The 15,912-nt window shown below is 70.9% G+C and carries 13 protein-coding genes; 9 read left to right on the top strand and 4 right to left on the bottom strand.

The window, feature by feature from the left end; genetic code table 11:
• Nucleotides 1–588 precede the first annotated feature (588 nt).
• Nucleotides 589–990 (top strand): nuclear transport factor 2 family protein, encoded by a 402-nt coding sequence (locus tag JOE68_RS05355; RefSeq protein WP_204841225.1) that lies wholly within the window; start codon nt 589–591, stop codon nt 988–990.
• Nucleotides 991–2,208: 1,218 nt separating this feature from the next.
• Here the strand turns inward: JOE68_RS05355 and JOE68_RS05350 are convergent.
• Entirely contained in the window at nt 2,209–3,087 is an 879-nt protein-coding gene (locus JOE68_RS05350; RefSeq protein ID WP_239562141.1) for a hypothetical protein, read from the bottom strand.
• Nucleotides 3,088–3,510: 423 nt separating this feature from the next.
• Here JOE68_RS05350 and JOE68_RS05345 point away from each other — a divergent pair, with 423 nt between their 5' ends.
• Together JOE68_RS05345 and JOE68_RS05340 are read left to right on the top strand one after the other, a co-directional pair.
• Nucleotides 3,511–4,680, top strand: coding sequence for a S8 family peptidase (locus tag JOE68_RS05345; protein ID WP_204841223.1), 1,170 nt, complete (start codon nt 3,511–3,513; stop codon nt 4,678–4,680).
• A gap of 213 nt (nt 4,681–4,893) precedes the next feature.
• Nucleotides 4,894–6,018: a S8 family peptidase gene (locus JOE68_RS05340; protein WP_204841222.1), complete on the top strand. Its 1,125-nt coding sequence runs from the start codon at nt 4,894–4,896 to the stop codon at nt 6,016–6,018.
• On the opposite strand, the gene JOE68_RS05335 is transcribed toward JOE68_RS05340, so the two are convergent.
• Together JOE68_RS05335 and JOE68_RS05330 are read right to left on the bottom strand one after the other, a co-directional pair.
• Complete coding sequence (locus JOE68_RS05335; RefSeq protein WP_204841221.1) at nt 5,997–6,455, bottom strand: GNAT family N-acetyltransferase; 459 nt, start codon at nt 6,453–6,455, stop codon at nt 5,997–5,999. The genes JOE68_RS05340 and JOE68_RS05335 overlap by 22 nt on opposite strands.
• Nucleotides 6,456–7,282: 827 nt before the next feature.
• On the bottom strand, nt 7,283–8,053 hold the full coding sequence (locus tag JOE68_RS05330) for a hypothetical protein (RefSeq protein WP_204841220.1): 771 nt from the start codon (nt 8,051–8,053) through the stop codon (nt 7,283–7,285).
• A 192-nt stretch (nt 8,054–8,245) separates the two neighbouring features.
• Between JOE68_RS05330 and JOE68_RS31735 the strand changes: the two genes are divergently transcribed.
• The 3 genes from JOE68_RS31735 (at nt 8,246) to JOE68_RS05320 (ending at nt 10,621) form a co-directional block, all read left to right on the top strand.
• On the top strand, nt 8,246–8,368 hold the full coding sequence (locus JOE68_RS31735) for a hypothetical protein (RefSeq protein WP_275584702.1): 123 nt from the start codon (nt 8,246–8,248) through the stop codon (nt 8,366–8,368).
• Nucleotides 8,369–8,438: 70 nt separating this feature from the next.
• Nucleotides 8,439–10,004 (top strand): asparagine synthase-related protein, encoded by a 1,566-nt coding sequence (locus JOE68_RS05325; RefSeq protein ID WP_204841219.1) that lies wholly within the window; start codon nt 8,439–8,441, stop codon nt 10,002–10,004.
• Nucleotides 10,001–10,621: a GNAT family N-acetyltransferase gene (locus JOE68_RS05320; RefSeq protein ID WP_204841218.1), complete on the top strand. Its 621-nt coding sequence runs from the start codon at nt 10,001–10,003 to the stop codon at nt 10,619–10,621. The genes JOE68_RS05325 and JOE68_RS05320 overlap by 4 nt, the downstream gene beginning before the upstream one ends.
• 321 nt (nt 10,622–10,942) lie before the next feature.
• Here JOE68_RS05320 and JOE68_RS05315 read toward each other — a convergent pair whose 3' ends face one another.
• Complete coding sequence (locus tag JOE68_RS05315; protein WP_204841217.1) at nt 10,943–11,635, bottom strand: peptidylprolyl isomerase; 693 nt, start codon at nt 11,633–11,635, stop codon at nt 10,943–10,945.
• 162 nt (nt 11,636–11,797) lie between these two features.
• On the opposite strand from JOE68_RS05315, the gene aspS reads away from it, so the two are divergent.
• The 3 genes from aspS (at nt 11,798) to JOE68_RS05300 (ending at nt 15,902) form a co-directional block, all read left to right on the top strand.
• Nucleotides 11,798–13,570: an aspartate--tRNA ligase gene (gene aspS / locus JOE68_RS05310; protein WP_204841216.1), complete on the top strand. Its 1,773-nt coding sequence runs from the start codon at nt 11,798–11,800 to the stop codon at nt 13,568–13,570.
• A 41-nt stretch (nt 13,571–13,611) separates the two neighbouring features.
• Nucleotides 13,612–14,553, top strand: a complete 942-nt coding sequence (locus JOE68_RS05305) for a DUF389 domain-containing protein (protein ID WP_204841215.1) — start codon at nt 13,612–13,614, stop codon at nt 14,551–14,553.
• A gap of 149 nt (nt 14,554–14,702) precedes the next feature.
• Entirely contained in the window at nt 14,703–15,902 is a 1,200-nt protein-coding gene (locus tag JOE68_RS05300; protein WP_204841214.1) for a hypothetical protein, read from the top strand.
• Nucleotides 15,903–15,912 lie beyond the last annotated feature (10 nt).

Genomic DNA, 15,912 nt, shown 5'->3' with positions numbered 1-15,912 from the left:
CGCCGATACCGCTCCTGAAGTGCTTCCAAGCGCTTGTGAGGCCACGAGCTGCCGTAAGGTGTTTTGACCCGTCAATGCTGCTCTGGGGCGCTCTTCAGCACATCAGTGCAGCTCAGAGGGTGTTTGAATGAAGCAGCGGGACCACCGCAGAGGGACCACGACGCAAGGCGAACGCTAAGAACGGCGGTCTGGGCTCAAGTCGGGAACGCTACGCAGCGGGACCACACTTTCGCTTGTATACCAATCCGCTGGACGGATCTCCCGTCTGTCGTCCTCGTGCGCGCACGCGATCCGATGTGTCGGATTTCTCCGGGCCGAGGGAAAAAGATGGGGGATCCCACCGGCGGATTGGTGTACAAGCGATGGTGTGGTCCCGCTGATTAGCGTTCCCGACTTGAGTGCGGACCTGCGTGCGGACGTTCGCCTTGCGTCGTGGTCCCTCTGCTGTGGTCCCGCTGCTTAGGAAGAACAAGGACCAAGAACGCTTGAGGGGCGGATCCGGGGGGTTGCTCGTCGTGGCGTCGTGGCGTCGTGGCGTCGTGGCGTCGTAGGTGGCGGGAGCGTACGGCGTACGGTACGTTGTACGGCATGAGTGGTGTGCCGGGTAGTGGTGCTGGGTTCGTGCCGACGGACGAGGACGTGGCGGGGGTCCTCGACTGGTTCGCGCGGTGGGACGCGCTGGCGGTGGCCAAGGACGTCGAGGCGATGGCCGGGATGGCGCTGTTCCCCGTCAACGCGGTGACCGACGGGGCGGCCGAGTTGTGGGACCGCGAGCGGTTCCTGAAGGACATGGCTGCCCAGTTGGGTGATGGCGACGTGCGGATGGAGTCGGTGCGCACGCCGGTCTTCGTCAACGCCGGCCTGGTCTTCGTGATCACCGACGCGACCATCACGGTGGGCGACTTCTCGCAGGTCGTGCGGTACGGCGACCTGCTGGTGAAGGTCGCCGGCGAGTGGCGGTTCCAGACGATGGTCCAGGGCGGCTGGTGACCGGGTGAGGCGGGCCTGCGTCACCGGCGGGCGGTCTTCTGCGCCTGTCGGTGACGCGGGACGCTCGTCGGGTGGCGGGTCGGGCGGGCGGTGCCGGAACGGGCGGCGCCCGGCCGAGTCGATCGCCCGGGCGCCGACCCGCCGGGCCGCGATCGGCAAACCGGCCACGGCACTGGGCCGCTCGGCCGTACACGGGTTGGTCGTCAACCGGCGGCTCCCGGTTCGCGCGTTGCGCCATCCGGCCTTCGGAGCCGGCGGCGCCCACACCGGTTTCCCGGCGCGGCGCGGGCTTCTCGCGGGCCGGAAGTGGACGTGCGCCCCGCCGCGTCGGCCACCGCCCCGGCGTTGTCCGGAAATCGTCGGACGAACCTACGGCTGGGGTGGCGGAATCTCCCGCCGCAACCCCGGGAAACAGTGTTTGAATTCGCCGGCGAAACCATGGCGGTGGTCTACCGGCACAACCGCGACGGCGTCGTCGCCGATCCCGGTGTGCGGGAGGCGGCGGTGTCACGCAGCGAAGTCGCCCGGGAACGCAGCGGTATCCGCGGGGCCTCCACCGCCGCCGTGCACGACGACCCGGGCGGGCGCTGCGCGTGGCCGTCGCCGACTTGGCGGCGGTGTGCGAGGAGCCGGCAGCCGCCGGATGCCCGATGCTGCCGATGGTCGTACCGCCGGCGATCCGCGCGACCGTAATCGCGCGGTTTGGCGCACCGGAGCGGGAACGGCGGTGGCCGCCCGGGTCCGCGGGCGGGCAGGGCGGCGGGCAGGGCGCCGCCGGCTGCCGCTGTCGTCGGTGGTCGTGCCGACCGACGCCCCCGGCTTCACCCACCGGCACGTCCCGCCGCGCCCTGGACCGGCGGCCGACCACGCCCGGACCCGCGCCGATCGGAGCGCACCAGGGCGTCGCGCGCCCGTTGGTGCGGTGCGCGACCCGGGGCGAACCCGCTCGGCTGAGGGCGTGAAAGGCCGCGGCTCCACGACGCTGGAGAAGACCGGGCTGCGGGGGGCGGCCGACATGGCCGAGTGCGCGGCGGGGGGCGGTGGTGGTGGCGGTGGACCGGGCCATCCGGGTGCGCGGCGGCGACGGGTCGGCCTCCGAGTACGGACTCGGCGCCCTGCTCGCCGCGTCCCGGGCGTCCCGGTTCGCGTCGGTGAGCCGCGAGGTGGTCCTGAACTCCGTGGCACGGCACGCGCTGGAGTTGCCGCGCTCCTACCGGCTCACGTCCACTGCCAGCGCAGGCCCACCACACCGGGCCCGAAGTCCAGGGCGACGGCGTAGGCGTAGCCCCAGGTGTCCACCGGGGTCTCCCGCACCTCGGCGGGTTCGCCGCCGGACAGGTCCGAGGTGAACTGCTCGCAGCGCGCGGGTCGGCACCGCGAGTCGTACCGGACTTCCAGCACGTACTCCCGAACCGGGTGCCGGAACCGGCGCGAGTGGGTGTTGTCGTAGGTCGGGTGGTGCGGCGCGACGTGGATGAGCTCGTACTCCACGGCGGTGCGCTCCCCCCTGCGCAGTGGCCGGTCGAACAGCAGTTCGGCGATCATCAGACCGTTGCGCGGGTCGGCGGAGACCCGCCCCAGTCTGCACGAGCGCAGCGTGCCGATCACCGGCAGCGGGTCGCCGGGCAGCCGGGTGTCGTAGCCCAGCAGCACGCGGTCCACCCCGGCCCGCTCGGCCCGCAGCACCTGCCGCGACCGCACCCGGCGGGTGCTGCCGTCCATCGCCAGCTCCACCTGGTCGCGCAGGCTGAGCCGGGTCAGGTCCTGGTCGGTGCTGGTGTCCACGTCGGCCAGCAGCTCGGCCATCGACTCGTAGTCCCCCGCCGCCGCCCAGGCTTCCGGGCCGACCGGCCGCGTCCTGGGCCGAGCCTTGCCGCGCGGCCGGGGCGGCCCCAGCAGCGCGCGCAGCCCGCCCTCGCCGACCTCCAGGATCTCCTCCAGGTGCCCGACTGCGGTCAGTGAGTCGGGCCGTTCCGGCCGTCGCCGCCCCGACTGCCAATAGCTCAGCGCGGCGATGCTCACCGCCACGCCCCGTGACCGCAGCTTGTGCTGGATGCGCTCCAGGCTGAGCCCTTTCGCCCGGATCGCGGAGCGCAAAGCGTCCGCGAAGGGGTCCGCTCCGGCGTCGATGCGTCGGGGATCGCGTACCCGCGATTCCGGTCCGACGACTGGCGTAGGCATCTCCACTCCGTTCTCCGAGGACAAGGCGAGCGACGTTATCGTGCGAAATCGCCTCGACGGTACAGCCGATCGGGTTTCCCGACGTGAATTTAACCGAATCGGCGGGCAAAATCCGGTCGGCCATGGAATGTTTGAATTCTCATTAACAGCACCGGTGTGAAGGTCGGGGCCGCGCGATCGTCCCACCGGCGCTGGGACGTCCGGCCGCTTCCCGGTAGCCGAAGCGCCCCATAGCCTCGGGACGTGGGGTGATGTGAGGCACACCCCGCGCGGTCGAGGCCCCGCCCCCTGCCGCTGGCGGGCGTCGACGACCGTTCCCTGCGAAGAACGGACACGCACATGCGCAAGCTCAGTTGGATCGCCGGGGTCGGCGCCGGGGTGGCGGTGTGCGCCCTGGTGGCGCCGCCCGCCCAGGCCGCGGAGGGCACGATCCTCTCCGCCGGGACCGCCGAGGCGATCCCGAACAGCTACCTGGTGAAGCTGAAGGATTTCTCCACGGCGGATGCGAACTCGCTCGCGGCGCGCTTCGGCGGCCGGGTCGACCGCATTTTCTCCACGGCGTTGAACGGGTTCTCCGCGACCCTGTCCGAGCGGGCCGCCAAGCGCCTGGCCGCGCACCCGGCGGTCGACTACGTCGAGCAGGACCAGGTGGTGCACGCCGACGCCACCCAGTCCAACCCGCCGTCGTGGGGGCTGGACCGGGTCGACCAGCGCAACCTGCCGCTCGACCGGAGCTACACCTACAACACCACCGGCGCGGGCGTGAACGTCTACGTCATCGACACCGGTGTGCGCATCAGCCACAGCGACTTCGGCGGCCAGGCGAAGAACGGCTACGACGCGGTCGACAACGACAACATCGCCCAGGACGGCAACGGCCACGGCACGCACGTGGCGGGCACCATCGCCGGCCGTGCGCACGGCATCGCCAAGGGCGCCACGATCCACGCCGTGCGCGTGCTGAACAACTCCGGCAGCGGCACCACCGCCGGCGTGGTGGCGGGCATCGACTGGGTGACCCGCAACCACGTCAAGCCGGCCGCGGCGAACATGAGCCTCGGCGGCGGCGCCTCCACGACGCTGGACGCGGCCGTGCGCCGGTCCATCGCCGCGGGCGTCACCTACGGCGTGGCGGCGGGCAACAGCAACACCAACGCGTCGACCTCGTCTCCCGCGCGGGTGACCGAGGCGATCACGGTCGGCTCCACCACCCGGACCGACGCGCGGTCGAGCTTCTCGAACTACGGCTCGGTGGTGGACGTCTTCGCGCCCGGCTCCGACATCACCTCCGCCTGGCACACCAGCGACACCGCGACCAACACGATCAGCGGCACCTCGATGGCGACCCCGCACGTGGTCGGCGTCGTGGCCCGCTACCTGCAGGCCAACCGGTCGGCCACGCCGGCCCAGGCGCAGTCGGCGATCGTGAGCGCCGCCACCAGCGGCAAGGTCACCAACCCCGGCTCGGGCTCCCCGAACCGGTTGCTGTACTGGGCCCCCACGGCCTGACGGCCCGAGCCCGAAGCGGAAACCCCGGCGCGCGAACCGCGCCGGGGTTTCCCGTCCCCGCGAGGGAGGCCGGCGCGCACGCCGCCACCCGGCCGGGCGCACGACGTGGCGGAGGGCGTGCCGGTGGGAGCCGTGCGGGTGCTCGACGCCCGGTAGTACCCGCGGCACGCGACCCGTGCCGCGTTCCCTGCGAACCCCGCGAAGGAAGACCCCATGCGCAAGTTGTTGCCCGGCCTCGGCGCAGCCGCCCTGGCCGTCGGTTTGTCGGCCGTCCCGGCCCAGGCGGAGGGCGCGGTCCTGCACGCCGGCTCCCCGCGGGCCGTGCCCGGCAGCTACGTGGTCAAGCTCCGGGACTTCTCGGCGCTGAGCGACGTGACCGCCCGGTTCGACCGGGTGGACCGGGTGTTCTCCGGGCCGTTCAAGGGTTTCTCGGTCCGGTTGAGCGCCGGGCAGGCCCGTCGGCTCGCCGCCGACCCGGCCGTGGAGTACGTCGAGCAGGACCAGGTCGTGCGGGCCTTCACGACGCAGGAGAACGCGCCCTGGGGCCTGGACCGCATCGACCAGCGCAAGCTGCCGCTGGACACCCGGTACGAGTACACGACCACCGGGCGCGGCACCACGGCGTACGTGATCGACACCGGCATCCGCGTCACCCACGAGGAGTTCCGCGGTCGGGCGTGCAACGGCTGGGACGCGGTCGACAAGGACGACGTCGCCCAGGACGACAACGGCCACGGCACGCACGTCGCCGGCCTCATCGCGGGCAAGACCTACGGCGTGGCCAAGCAGGCGCGGGTGTGCGGCGTGCGGGTGCTGGACAAGAACGGCACCGGCACCACGGCGGGCGTCATCGCGGGCATCGACTGGGTGGCGGCCAACGCGAGGAAGCCCGCCGTGGCCAACCTCAGCCTCGGCGGCGGCGCGTCCACGGCGCTCGACGACGCGGTGCGCCGGCTGATCGCCTCCGGCGTGACGGCGTCGGTCACCGCCGGCGGCGGCAACGGCGACGCCGCGGGCTCCTCGCCGGCGCGCGTCGTGGAGGCGATCACCTCCGGCTCGTCCACCAGCGCCGACGCCAGGGCGTCGTTCTCCAACTACGGCAAGGTGGTCGACGTGTACGCGCCGGGCGTGAACATCACCTCGGCGTGGCACACCGGCGACACGGCCACGAACACGTTGAGCGGCACGTCCATGTCGACCGGGTACGTCTCCGGCGTGGCGCTGCGGTACCTGCACGCCCACCGGGCGGCGACGCCCGACCAGGTGCAGGCCGAGATCGTGCGCGAGTCCACGCCGCTGCCGTGGGGCAACCTGCTCTACTGGTCGCCCGCCAGGTGACCGGTCGGGGCGAGGTCGTGCCTCATCACGACCTCGCCCTCCACCACCTCACCGGTCTCGACGAACCCGAACGCCGCGTACAGGCCGCGCGCGACGGCGTTGCCGGGCACCAGGCTCAGGCTCAGCCGCGTGCGACCCTCCGCCCGCGCGAGGTCGGCGATGGCGGCCAGGCCCTTGCGGCCCAGACCCCGCCCCTGCGCCCGCCGGTCGATCATGAAGCGGACGACGTGCAGCTCCCGCGGGTCGTCCCGGTGGAGCAGGGTGAAGCCCACCAGCTCCTCGCCCGAGCGCAGCGCGAGCGGCTCCATCTTCGGCCGGTGGATCCACGCGTCGGCCAGCGAGTGCAGGTTCGAGGCGACGAAACCCCGCTGCTCCTCGTGCACTTCGAGGTCGATGACGGCGCGGTAGTTGTCCTCGGTGACAGGTTCCAGGCGCATCCGGGCAAGGTAGCGCCCGCGCCCCACCAGTGGGCCCGGGGTCCGGGAAAACGCCGGTCGCGCAACTTCCCCCGACTGACCGGCACCGCGAACCCGACGATCGGGCACGGCCACCTCCACCGGAGGCGGCCCAGGCCCTTTCACCACCCACCCCGCACCGCCCACAACCGGCTCGGCCCGAACCCACCCCGCACCGCCCCGAAATCGTTTTGAAGCCGCGCGCAGCGCGCACCCCGGTGTGGGCTGCGTGTCATCCCCGTATGGCCTGCGCGCAGCGAACCGCATGTGTCAAGGGGAGATCGGGACACCCGGTCACCGCACACCCGGTTCGATCTCCCCTTGACGCATGTGGTTGTCTCCGACCAGGCCATGCGGGGGTGGCGCGACGCCCTGAGCTTGGTCTTTGTGTCATCCTTGGCGGCCTCTCGGCTGCTCTTCATACTTTTGTCGCGCACCGATCCGGGTGAGATTCGGGGCGGTGCGGATCTAAGTTGAAGAGCTTTAAAGAGTCCTCGCCGGACGGGCAGGCCGCCAAGGAGGAGGAAGAGCAAGAGCGGTCGTGTTCTCCCCGTATGACCTGTCTAAAGACGACCATGCTTTTCCTGGGGGTGCAAGCGAAAAGCGTGCTTGCACCCCCAGGAAAAGCATGGTAGCCCTCCGGGCAGGCCATACGGGGAGAACACGAAGCGACCGGTCTGCACGGGGCGTGCGGACCACCACAAGCGCTTGAGGGGCGGTTCGGGGTGGGGGCTGGTGCCGTTCGCCTGGCATGAGGGGCAGGGGCGTGGGGAACAGAGGGTGGAGGAGCAGGGGGGTGAAGGGGCGGGTTACTTCTCCCGCACCGTGGTGAACTTGAAGTCGACGACCGGTGGGCCGTCCGTCTGCTGGACGGCCTTGCGGTCCTGGTCGCAACGGAGCTGTTCGCAGTGGCGAAGGTACTTGGCCAGAAGGGCCTGCTCGGCGGTCTCGGCATTGGGATCGGGCTGCTGATGAGCATCGGCGGAGGTGTTTCTGCGGTCCGGCGTTGGAAGTCCCGCCGAGTGGGCAACGCCGAAGCCGACCCAGCGGAAGATCAGCCCTGACCCGGGAAACCCGAGTTTCGTACGGATCGCGGACTCCTGTGGTGTACCGGTGCCGGTGAGCACGTGACGGGGTCGCCCCTCATCCGTGGCGCGGGTCAGCTGCGCCGAGGTGCGCGGGTGCGCTTGGAGGGCACCGCGCATTCGGTCGTGCCGAACGACTCGGACCGTCACGGCCGGACGACTGGTCGCTGAGCTTGGCAAGTCCGGATCGGGTGTGACGTGACCAGTCCCGATCCGGGCCTGCCAGGCTCGGGGCTCAAGCTTCGCGGACCGCAGGAAGCTCTGGAACGCCTCTGCGCTGAAGATCACGACACCTCGTTCTACGCCGGCGATGATGGCTGCGGCGTACTCGAAGGTCTGGCAGAGAGCGGGCACGATCAGCGGATCCCGGATGCGCTGAACGACAGCGGTCGTCTCGTGCTCGACCAGGCCGCGCCTTTGCTCGCCTCCAACGGTCACCCGAGTGGCCTCTATTTCCATCGCTTCACGCGACCGGGAGTGACTGAGGTCGTTCAAGCATGGGACGACCGTAGGGCGGTGTACGCCCGATTGAGCGATGCATCGGGCAAGACGGCCCCTCTCGCGGGTCCGTCGCTCTTGTATCAGTCCGTGGGTGCCTTCGCTGAAGTGGTCGAAGAGTCAGCGCGGGCGCGGCTGGCACCCACTCGGTGAGGTGACAGGCGACTAGACGCGAAAGGAGGGCAAAGGATGGAAAACCACGACATGTTCGCGGACGTCTTCGTGGGCGGCGAGACGCTGGCGGTACTTCCCAGCGAGTACACGAAGGTTGCGGGTAGCAGCGACACCAAGAACCAGTACGACGAAATCTGATCACGGCGTCGGGGGCGGGCAGTGCGCCCGTCCTCGACGTTCCTCAGTGCGGAGGCATACTGTGCTCAAGATGGAGTTGATCCACGAGGGGAACCGCCCGCCGTGGCGCTCGGACGGAGGGCGGTGGGTGTCGGGGGCAAGCTGGATCGAACCCTTCAGGCATCCGAACCTCGAAGACTTCGCCGCGACGGATGGCACGTCGAGCCTTGTTGTCGTCAGAGAGCGAGCGTCCGATGTGATCCAGCTCGGTACACCCGAACCGGTGGCACTTACACCTCCGGCATACGGTGAGTTGAGGCATCGGCTGCTCGCCTCGGCCACCGACTTCTTCATGATTGAGCAAGATCCTCAGGGCGCGTTCCGTCTCTACGCGGGCCAGTGGGGTAATGCGCCCGTCTACGTAGTAGAGGGACGGGGCCGGTTGCATGGCTCGTGGTACTACGGGGATCTGCGGGCGCACATGCGCTTCGGTGAACTTCACCCGCCGACGGTCACGAGTATTCTCGCCGGCCGGCCGCGCTACTCCATGCACACCCTGTTCGCTCCGGTAAAGCAGATCACCGAGCGGATGAGAGTCACCTATGACCCGGTGTCGGGTCTGGACTTCCGCTACCCGGAACCGGCGATGCGCGCCCTTCCCCGGGAGATCCGCGAGGGCGTGGACATCCTCGACGTCTACGAGGCTGAGTTGCAGAGGGCGGTCCGGCTCTGGGAGATCGACCCGGAACGAACTGCTGTCGAGCTGTCAGGTGGGATGGACTCCGCGAACGTCGCCATGACCCTTGCCGGACTTTTTCCCGGGAAGATCCGGTCATACGCACTGATCCTCGCGGGCGAGATCGGTGAGCAGCAGCTGCGGCGACGCAACGCCATGATCGACTTTGCGGGTTTCCGGGACTTCCGGGTACCTGCGATCGACTGGCCGCCTCTGCACCCGCTAGGAGGTAGAGCGCTGGGTGATCCGCTCAACCCGATGGACGAGCCCTACCATGAAGCGGTCGAAGCGATGTTGGAAAGCGCCACCGCCCACGGTCTGACCACCGTGTTCACCGGTGACGGCGGTGACGAACTCCTCTCGCTGCGTGGCGAGGAATGGGGGCGGACCGGCCGGGTGCAAGGGCGCAACAACCCTCATCGAAACCCGCCCGACTGGCTCGGGTGTCGAGCCGTTGAGTTGCTCGCCCGGATTGACAGCGACCTTGCGCCGGTCACTGTGCTCAACGAAGCGACCCACCTCGGCTTCGCTTGCAGGACGCCACAGTTCATGGCGGCTGGTCTGTGGCCGTTGTCCCCGCTCGCTTCCGGTCGCTTGATCAGATTCGGGGAGCAGTTGCCCGTCAGGTTCCGTGAAGGCAAGTTCATCGCCCGCGAACGACTTCGGCGGCTGGGCTTTTCCGACGATGTGGTGCACCCGCGGCATCGTGAGAACTTCGTCCACGTCATGGAGCGCGGGCTTGTCGAGTACGGCGTACCTCTGGTTGACGAGTACCTGGAGGAATCGCCGCTAGTGGATCTGGGCTTCGTGGACCCCGACCGCCTTCGAGCCGTGCGGGACGCGGCCTCCACGGGCAGGATCGACACGCGGTTGTTCGGATACCTTCGGCTTGAACTGGGTCTGCGAGGATTGCTGTCGTGACGACGGTAGCGACCGCATACGTGATGCGTCCGGGCGTGGCGACCGACCGTCCGGAGGTCGCAGGCATGATCCGCGCTCGGGCGGCCTGGATGCGCGAGGCCGGCCAGGGTCGGTGGACGAGTTGGAACCGGCACGCTGACGAGTTGGCCGGCCAGGTGGGGGACGACCGCTGGCCCACCTGGGTGCTGTGCGAATCGCGCGGCGGTGTCGTCGGAGTCACCTCGGCGTCTCCGCTCACCCCCGCCCTCGGTTGGAGTCCCGAGGAACAGGCGCAGAGCGCCACGTTCCTGCAGTCCACGGTCACGGACCCGCGTTTCGTCGGGCGAGGGCTGGGAGTCGTCATCGCCTTTTGGGCACTCGACTACGCGGCCGGGCTCGGGCACGACTGGGTCCGACGTGGTGTCCTGACCACGGGTAAGGACAACCGCGGCTTGGTTCGGTACTACCGACAGCAGGGGTGGAGGGTCGTACGAGCGATTGCGCACCCGCGGCGACCCGAGATCACCGTGTGGTCGTTGCAGCGTCCCGCTGAACGGCAACCGCAACTCGCAGAGTTTCTTGAGTCCTGGCCGCGAAGCCGGCAGCGCGCTGACGAAGCCGTGGCCCAATGCCGCTGACCTGAACATTATCTACTCAGCTCAGATCGATTCAGCTTGTGTTCGGTGCGATCCGATCCAGATCGCCTCGGCCTCGTCGCGACGACAAGTGACCTGGGAATCTGTGCCTGTGCGGTGCGGTGCCATCCGGCCTGTTCGGTGAACGACCGGGGTCTTGACCAGCCGAAAGCTTAAGTTGGCGGCGTTGGGTCCTACGGGGAGAACACGAAGCGACCGGTCTGCACGGGGCGTGCGGACCACCACAAGCGCTTGAGGGGCGGTTCGGGGTGGGGGGCTGGTGCCGTTCGCCTGGCGTGGGGAGCAGGGGTGTGAAGGGGCGGGTTACTTCTCCCGCACTGTGGTGAACTTGAAGTCGACGACCGGTGGGCCGTCCGTCTGCTGGACGGTTTTGCGGTCCTCCGTGTACGTCGGCTGCACGCCGAGGGCCGCGACCTCCTCGACCACGTCCAGCCCGCGCGTCACCCTCCCGATCACCGGGTAGTGCGGCGGGAACTCGCTGTCCTCGTACACGATGAAGAACTGGCTGCCGTTGGTGCCCGGCGTCCCCCGGTTCGCCATCCCGACGACACCGCGCGCGTACCCACCGGTCTTGGCCTTCGGGTCGTCGTAGCGGTACCCCGGTCCGCCGCTGCCGGTGCCCGTCGGGTCGCCGCACTGGATGATCCGGATGCCCTCCGTCACGAGCCGGTGGCACTTGGTCCCGTCGTAGAAGCGCTTCCCGACCAGGTGGCGGAAGTTGTGCACGGCGCAGGGGGCGGAGGCCGCGTCGAGGGTCAGCTCGATGTCGCCCTCGCCGGTGGCCAGGGTGAAGACCGACGTGCCCTTCAGCGGCACCTCGTACTCGCCGGGCGGTTGCACGCGGGTGCTCGTGGCCGAGTCCGGGTCGCGCGGGTACTGGCACTGGGTGGTCGGGACCGGCGGGAGGGGGCCTGCGACCGGCCTGCCCTGGACGGTGTACGCGCAACCGGTGGTCAGCAGAAGGAGCACGGCGGTCAACAGCAGGCGTCTGCGCACGCGGGGATCGTAGGGGCGCGGCGGGCCCCGCGGTGAGCCCCGGAGAAACCTGGTGGCGTCTTCCGGTGCGCCGTTGGATAGCCTTGACGACCAGTCGCTGTTCCGCTATCACCACCCACGACGTCGGCCGAGCCGACCACGAACCCGAGGAGAGCAGCACCCGTGATGCGCACGCACGAGGCCGGGACGCTCCGCGCCGAGCACGCCGGGCAGTCCGTCACCCTGACCGGGTGGGTGGCCCGCCGGCGCGATCACGGGGGCGTGATCTTCATCGACTTCCGGGACGCCTCCGGTGTCGCGCAGGTCGTGTTCCGGGAGGGCGAGATGGCCGAGCGCGCCCACCGGCTGCGCTCGGAGTTCGTGGTGAAGGTCGTCGGCGAGGTGACGCTGCGCCCCGAGGGCAGCGAGAACCCCGACCTGCCCACCGGGGCGATCGAGGTCTACGCCTCCGAGCTGGAGGTGCTCAACGAGGCCGCGCCGCTGCCCTTCCAGCTCGACGAGCACCTGGAGGTCGGCGAGGAGGCCCGCCTCAAGCACCGCTACCTGGACCTGCGCCGCAGCGGCCCGGCCAAGGCGATGCGGCTGCGCAGCGAGGCCAACCGGATCGCGCGCGAGGTGCTGCACGAGCGGGACTTCGTGGAGGTCGAGACCCCCACGCTGACCCGCTCCACGCCGGAGGGCGCGCGGGACTTCCTGGTGCCCGCTCGGCTGCGGCCCGGGTCCTGGTACGCGCTGCCGCAGTCGCCGCAGCTGTTCAAGCAGCTGCTGATGGTCGGCGGGCTGGAGCGGTACTACCAGATCGCCCGCTGCTACCGGGACGAGGACTTCCGCGCCGACCGGCAGCCGGAGTTCACCCAGCTCGACATCGAGATGAGCTTCGTCGAGCAGGACGACGTGATCGAGCTGGGCGAGCAGATCATCACCGCGCTGTGGCGCGAGCTGGCCGGCCACGAGATCGCGCGGCCGTTCCGCCGCATCTCCTACGCCGAGGCGATGGCCAAGTACGGCTCGGACAAGCCGGACCTGCGCTTCGACCTGGAGCTGACCGAGCTGACCGAGTACTTCAAGGACACCCCGTTCCGGGTCTTCCAGGCGCCCTACGTGGGCGCGGTGGTCATGCCCGGCGGCGCCGACCAGCCCCGCCGCACGCTCGACGCCTGGCAGGAGTGGGCCAAGCAGCGCGGCGCGAGGGGCCTGGCCTACGTGCTGGTCAACGAGGACGGCACGCTGGGCGGCCCGGTGGCCAAGAACCTCTCCGACGCCGAGCGCGAGGGCCTGGCGAAGGCCGTGGGCGCGAACCCCGGCGACTGCGTGTTCTTCGGCGCGGGCGACCCGGACGGCGCGCGGGCGCTGCTCGGCGCGGCCCGGGTGGAGATCGCGAACCGGATCGGGCTGATCGAGGAGGGCTCCTGGTCGTTCGTGTGGGTCGTGGACTTCCCGATGTTCGAGGCCACCGACAAGACCGACGACGTGGCCGTCGGCGGTGGCAAGTGGACCGCGCTGCACCACGCGTTCACCTCGCCGACCCCGGAGTGGGTCGACCGCTTCGAGGAGGACCCGGGCAACGCCAAAGCCTACGCCTACGACATCGTCTGCAACGGCAACGAGATCGGCGGCGGGTCCATCCGGATCCACCGCGCGGACGTGCAGCAGCGGGCGTTCGACGTGATGGGCATCGGCCCGCAGGAGGCGCAGGAGAAGTTCGGCTTCCTGCTCGACGCCTTCAAGTACGGCGCCCCGCCGCACGGCGGCATCGCGTTCGGCTGGGACCGGATCACCATGCTGCTGGCCGGCGCGGACTCGATCCGCGAGGTCATCGCGTTCCCCAAGAGCGGCGGCGGCTACGACCCGCTGACCGCCGCGCCCGCCCCGATCACCGCGCAGCAGCGCAAGGAGGCCGGGGTGGACGCCAAGCCGCAGCAGCCGCAGGCGTGATCCGGGAGCGGTAGCCGGGCCGATCGGGCACAGTCGTGGCCATGCTGCACCTGAGGGCGCTGTGCCCGGTCGACCGCACCGAGCAGGTGCTCGCCGCGCTGAAGGAGCACCCCGGCGCGGCGCACGTCGTGCTGCTGCGCGGCGCGGCCGTCGACCCGGCGGGCGACGTGGTGGAGGCCGACCTGGCCCGCGAGGCCGCCGACGAGGTGGTCGACGCGCTGTGCGGGCTGGGCGTCGACCGCAGCGGCGGCCTGACGCTGGAGCTGCTGGACACGGCGCTGTCCGACGCCGCCGACCGGGCGGAGCGGGCGGCGCCGGGCCAGGGCGCCGACGCCGTGGTGTGGGAGGAGCTGCTCGGCCGCACCGGCGAGGAGTCGCGGCTCAACGCCACGTTCGTGGCGTTCCTGACCATCGCGTGCCTGCTGGCCGCGGTGGGCGTGGTGACCGACTCGCCGGTGACGATCGTCGGCGCGATGGTCGTCGGCCCGGAGTTCGGGCCGCTGGCGGCCATCGCGGTGGGCGCGGTGCTGCGGCGCCGGGACCTGGTGCGGCGCGCGGCGCTGGCGCTGGCGGTCGGGTTCCCGGTGGCGATGCTGGTGACCTTCGTCGGCGCGGTCCTCGGCTCCCGCGCCGGGCTGTTCGACCGCGACGTGGTGCTGGCCGCCCACCAGGTGGACTTCGTGTTCCGGGTGGGCCCGTTCTCGCTGATCGTGGCGCTGCTCGCGGGCGCGGCGGGGATGCTGTCGATGACCTCGGCGAAGTCGGCGGCGCTGGTCGGGGTGTTCATCTCGGTGACGACCGTGCCGGCGGCGGGTTTCGCGGTGATCGCGGCCGTGCTCGGCGAGTGGGCCATCTGCGGGCAGTCGGTGCTCCAGCTCGTGGTCAACCTGGTGGGCATCGTCCTGGCCGCCGCGCTGGTGCTGGCCCTGCGCAACCGCCGTCGCCGCGGCCGTGACCAGGGACGACCGCTCCCGCAGGGCTGAGGGCCGCGGCCGTCCCCGCGCCGGCGCCCGGGGACGGGTTGGTTGCAGTTGTCGGCAAATGGTGGTCCAACTACGCATATGAGCACTAGCGTCACGGTGCCCGGACGGGTTCTGTCAGGTCAGCGGCCACCGGGGTAGGGTCGGAGGGGATGAGCTTGGAGATCACCGCCGGCCCGGCGGACATCGACGACGCCGCCGATCCCGACCTGCTGGAGACGGTGGCGGCCGCGGAGTCCGTGCTGAGCGGCCGGTTCGGCGCGGCGGTGCGGCTGGCCGATCCCGAGCGGCTCGGGGGAGCGGGCCGGTCCGTGGTCGTCCGGGTGCGGGTGGCGTCGACGCCGTTCTCGCTGCCGCGCACGCTGGTGGTGAAGCGCTACCCGTCGGCGGTGGCCGACCGGGACCCGTTCGCGCACGAGGCCGTGTCGCACAAGCTGCTCACCGCGCTGCCCGGCGAGGACCGGCTGACGCCCGAGCTGGTCGCGCAGGACAACCGCGAGCGGCTGGTCGTGCTGGAGGACCTGGGCCGGGCGCCGCGGCTGGCGGAGAAGCTGCTCGGGCCCGACGCGCGGGCCGCCGAGCGCGGCCTGCTGTCCTGGGCGCACGCCATGGGCAGGCTGCACGCCACCACCGCGGGCCGGGACGCGGACTTCGACGCGCTGATGCGGCGGCAGGGCAGCCAGTGCTGCGCCGACCCGATCGCGGTGGACGTGCACGCGGCGCTGGCCGGGCTGCCCGAGCTGCTGGCCGGCGCGCTGGGGGTGCGGACCGCGCCCGCCGTGCTCGACTTCGCGGTGCGCGCCGCGCGCGGGTTCGGCACGGCCCGGTGGCGCGCGTTCAGCCCGTCCACGTCCTGCCCGGACAACCACCTGGTGACCAGCAGGGGCGTCCGGTTCCTCGACTTCGAGGGCGGCTGCGTCCGCGACGTCGTGTTCGACGCGGCCTGCCTGCGGGTGCCGTTCCCGTCGTGCTGGTGCGCCTACGGGCTGCCCGCCGGCATGTCCGAGGCGATGGTCGCGGCGTGGCGGGCCGAGGTCGGCTCGGTGTGGCCGGACCTGGACGACGACGCGGTGTTCCTGCCCCGGCTGCTGCAGGCGCAGCTGCTGTGGGTGTGGCTGGCCACCTGGCGCGGCCTGCCGGGGCTGGACTCGGCGCTGCCCTCGGGGCACCGGCCGCTGGACTCGCCGCCGCGCAGCACGGTGCTGACCACGCGGTGGCTGCGGCTGCGCTCGGACGCGCTGGCGCTGGGCGAGGAGCAGGTGGCGGAGCACGCGGGGGCGATGGTGTCCGCCCTGGTCGCCCGGTACGGGCCGCAGGCCGCGGAACTGCCGCTGTACCCGGCATTCCGGTAAGGTTCCGCCG

This window comes from Saccharothrix algeriensis (assembly GCF_016907655.1).
Taxonomy (GTDB): Bacteria; Actinomycetota; Actinomycetes; order Mycobacteriales; family Pseudonocardiaceae; genus Actinosynnema; species Actinosynnema algeriense.
Note: the sequence above shows the minus strand (reverse complement) of the source record. Positions and strands in the feature narration are given on the sequence as shown.

What these genes read in the sequence shown, in the direction of transcription:
- JOE68_RS05355 (WP_204841225.1), top strand. Translation starts at nt 589, where the DNA reads ATGAGTGGTGTGCCGGGTAGTGGTGCTGGGTTCGTGCCGACGGACGAG.
- JOE68_RS05345 (WP_204841223.1), top strand. Translation starts at nt 3,511, where the DNA reads ATGCGCAAGCTCAGTTGGATCGCCGGGGTCGGCGCCGGGGTGGCGGTG.
- JOE68_RS05340 (WP_204841222.1), top strand. Translation starts at nt 4,894, where the DNA reads ATGCGCAAGTTGTTGCCCGGCCTCGGCGCAGCCGCCCTGGCCGTCGGT.
- JOE68_RS05335 (WP_204841221.1), bottom strand. Translation starts at nt 6,455, where the DNA reads ATGCGCCTGGAACCTGTCACCGAGGACAACTACCGCGCCGTCATCGAC.
- JOE68_RS31735 (WP_275584702.1), top strand. Translation starts at nt 8,246, where the DNA reads ATGGAAAACCACGACATGTTCGCGGACGTCTTCGTGGGCGGCGAGACG.
- JOE68_RS05325 (WP_204841219.1), top strand. Translation starts at nt 8,439, where the DNA reads ATGGAGTTGATCCACGAGGGGAACCGCCCGCCGTGGCGCTCGGACGGA.
- JOE68_RS05305 (WP_204841215.1), top strand. Translation starts at nt 13,612, where the DNA reads ATGCTGCACCTGAGGGCGCTGTGCCCGGTCGACCGCACCGAGCAGGTG.
- JOE68_RS05300 (WP_204841214.1), top strand. Translation starts at nt 14,703, where the DNA reads ATGAGCTTGGAGATCACCGCCGGCCCGGCGGACATCGACGACGCCGCC.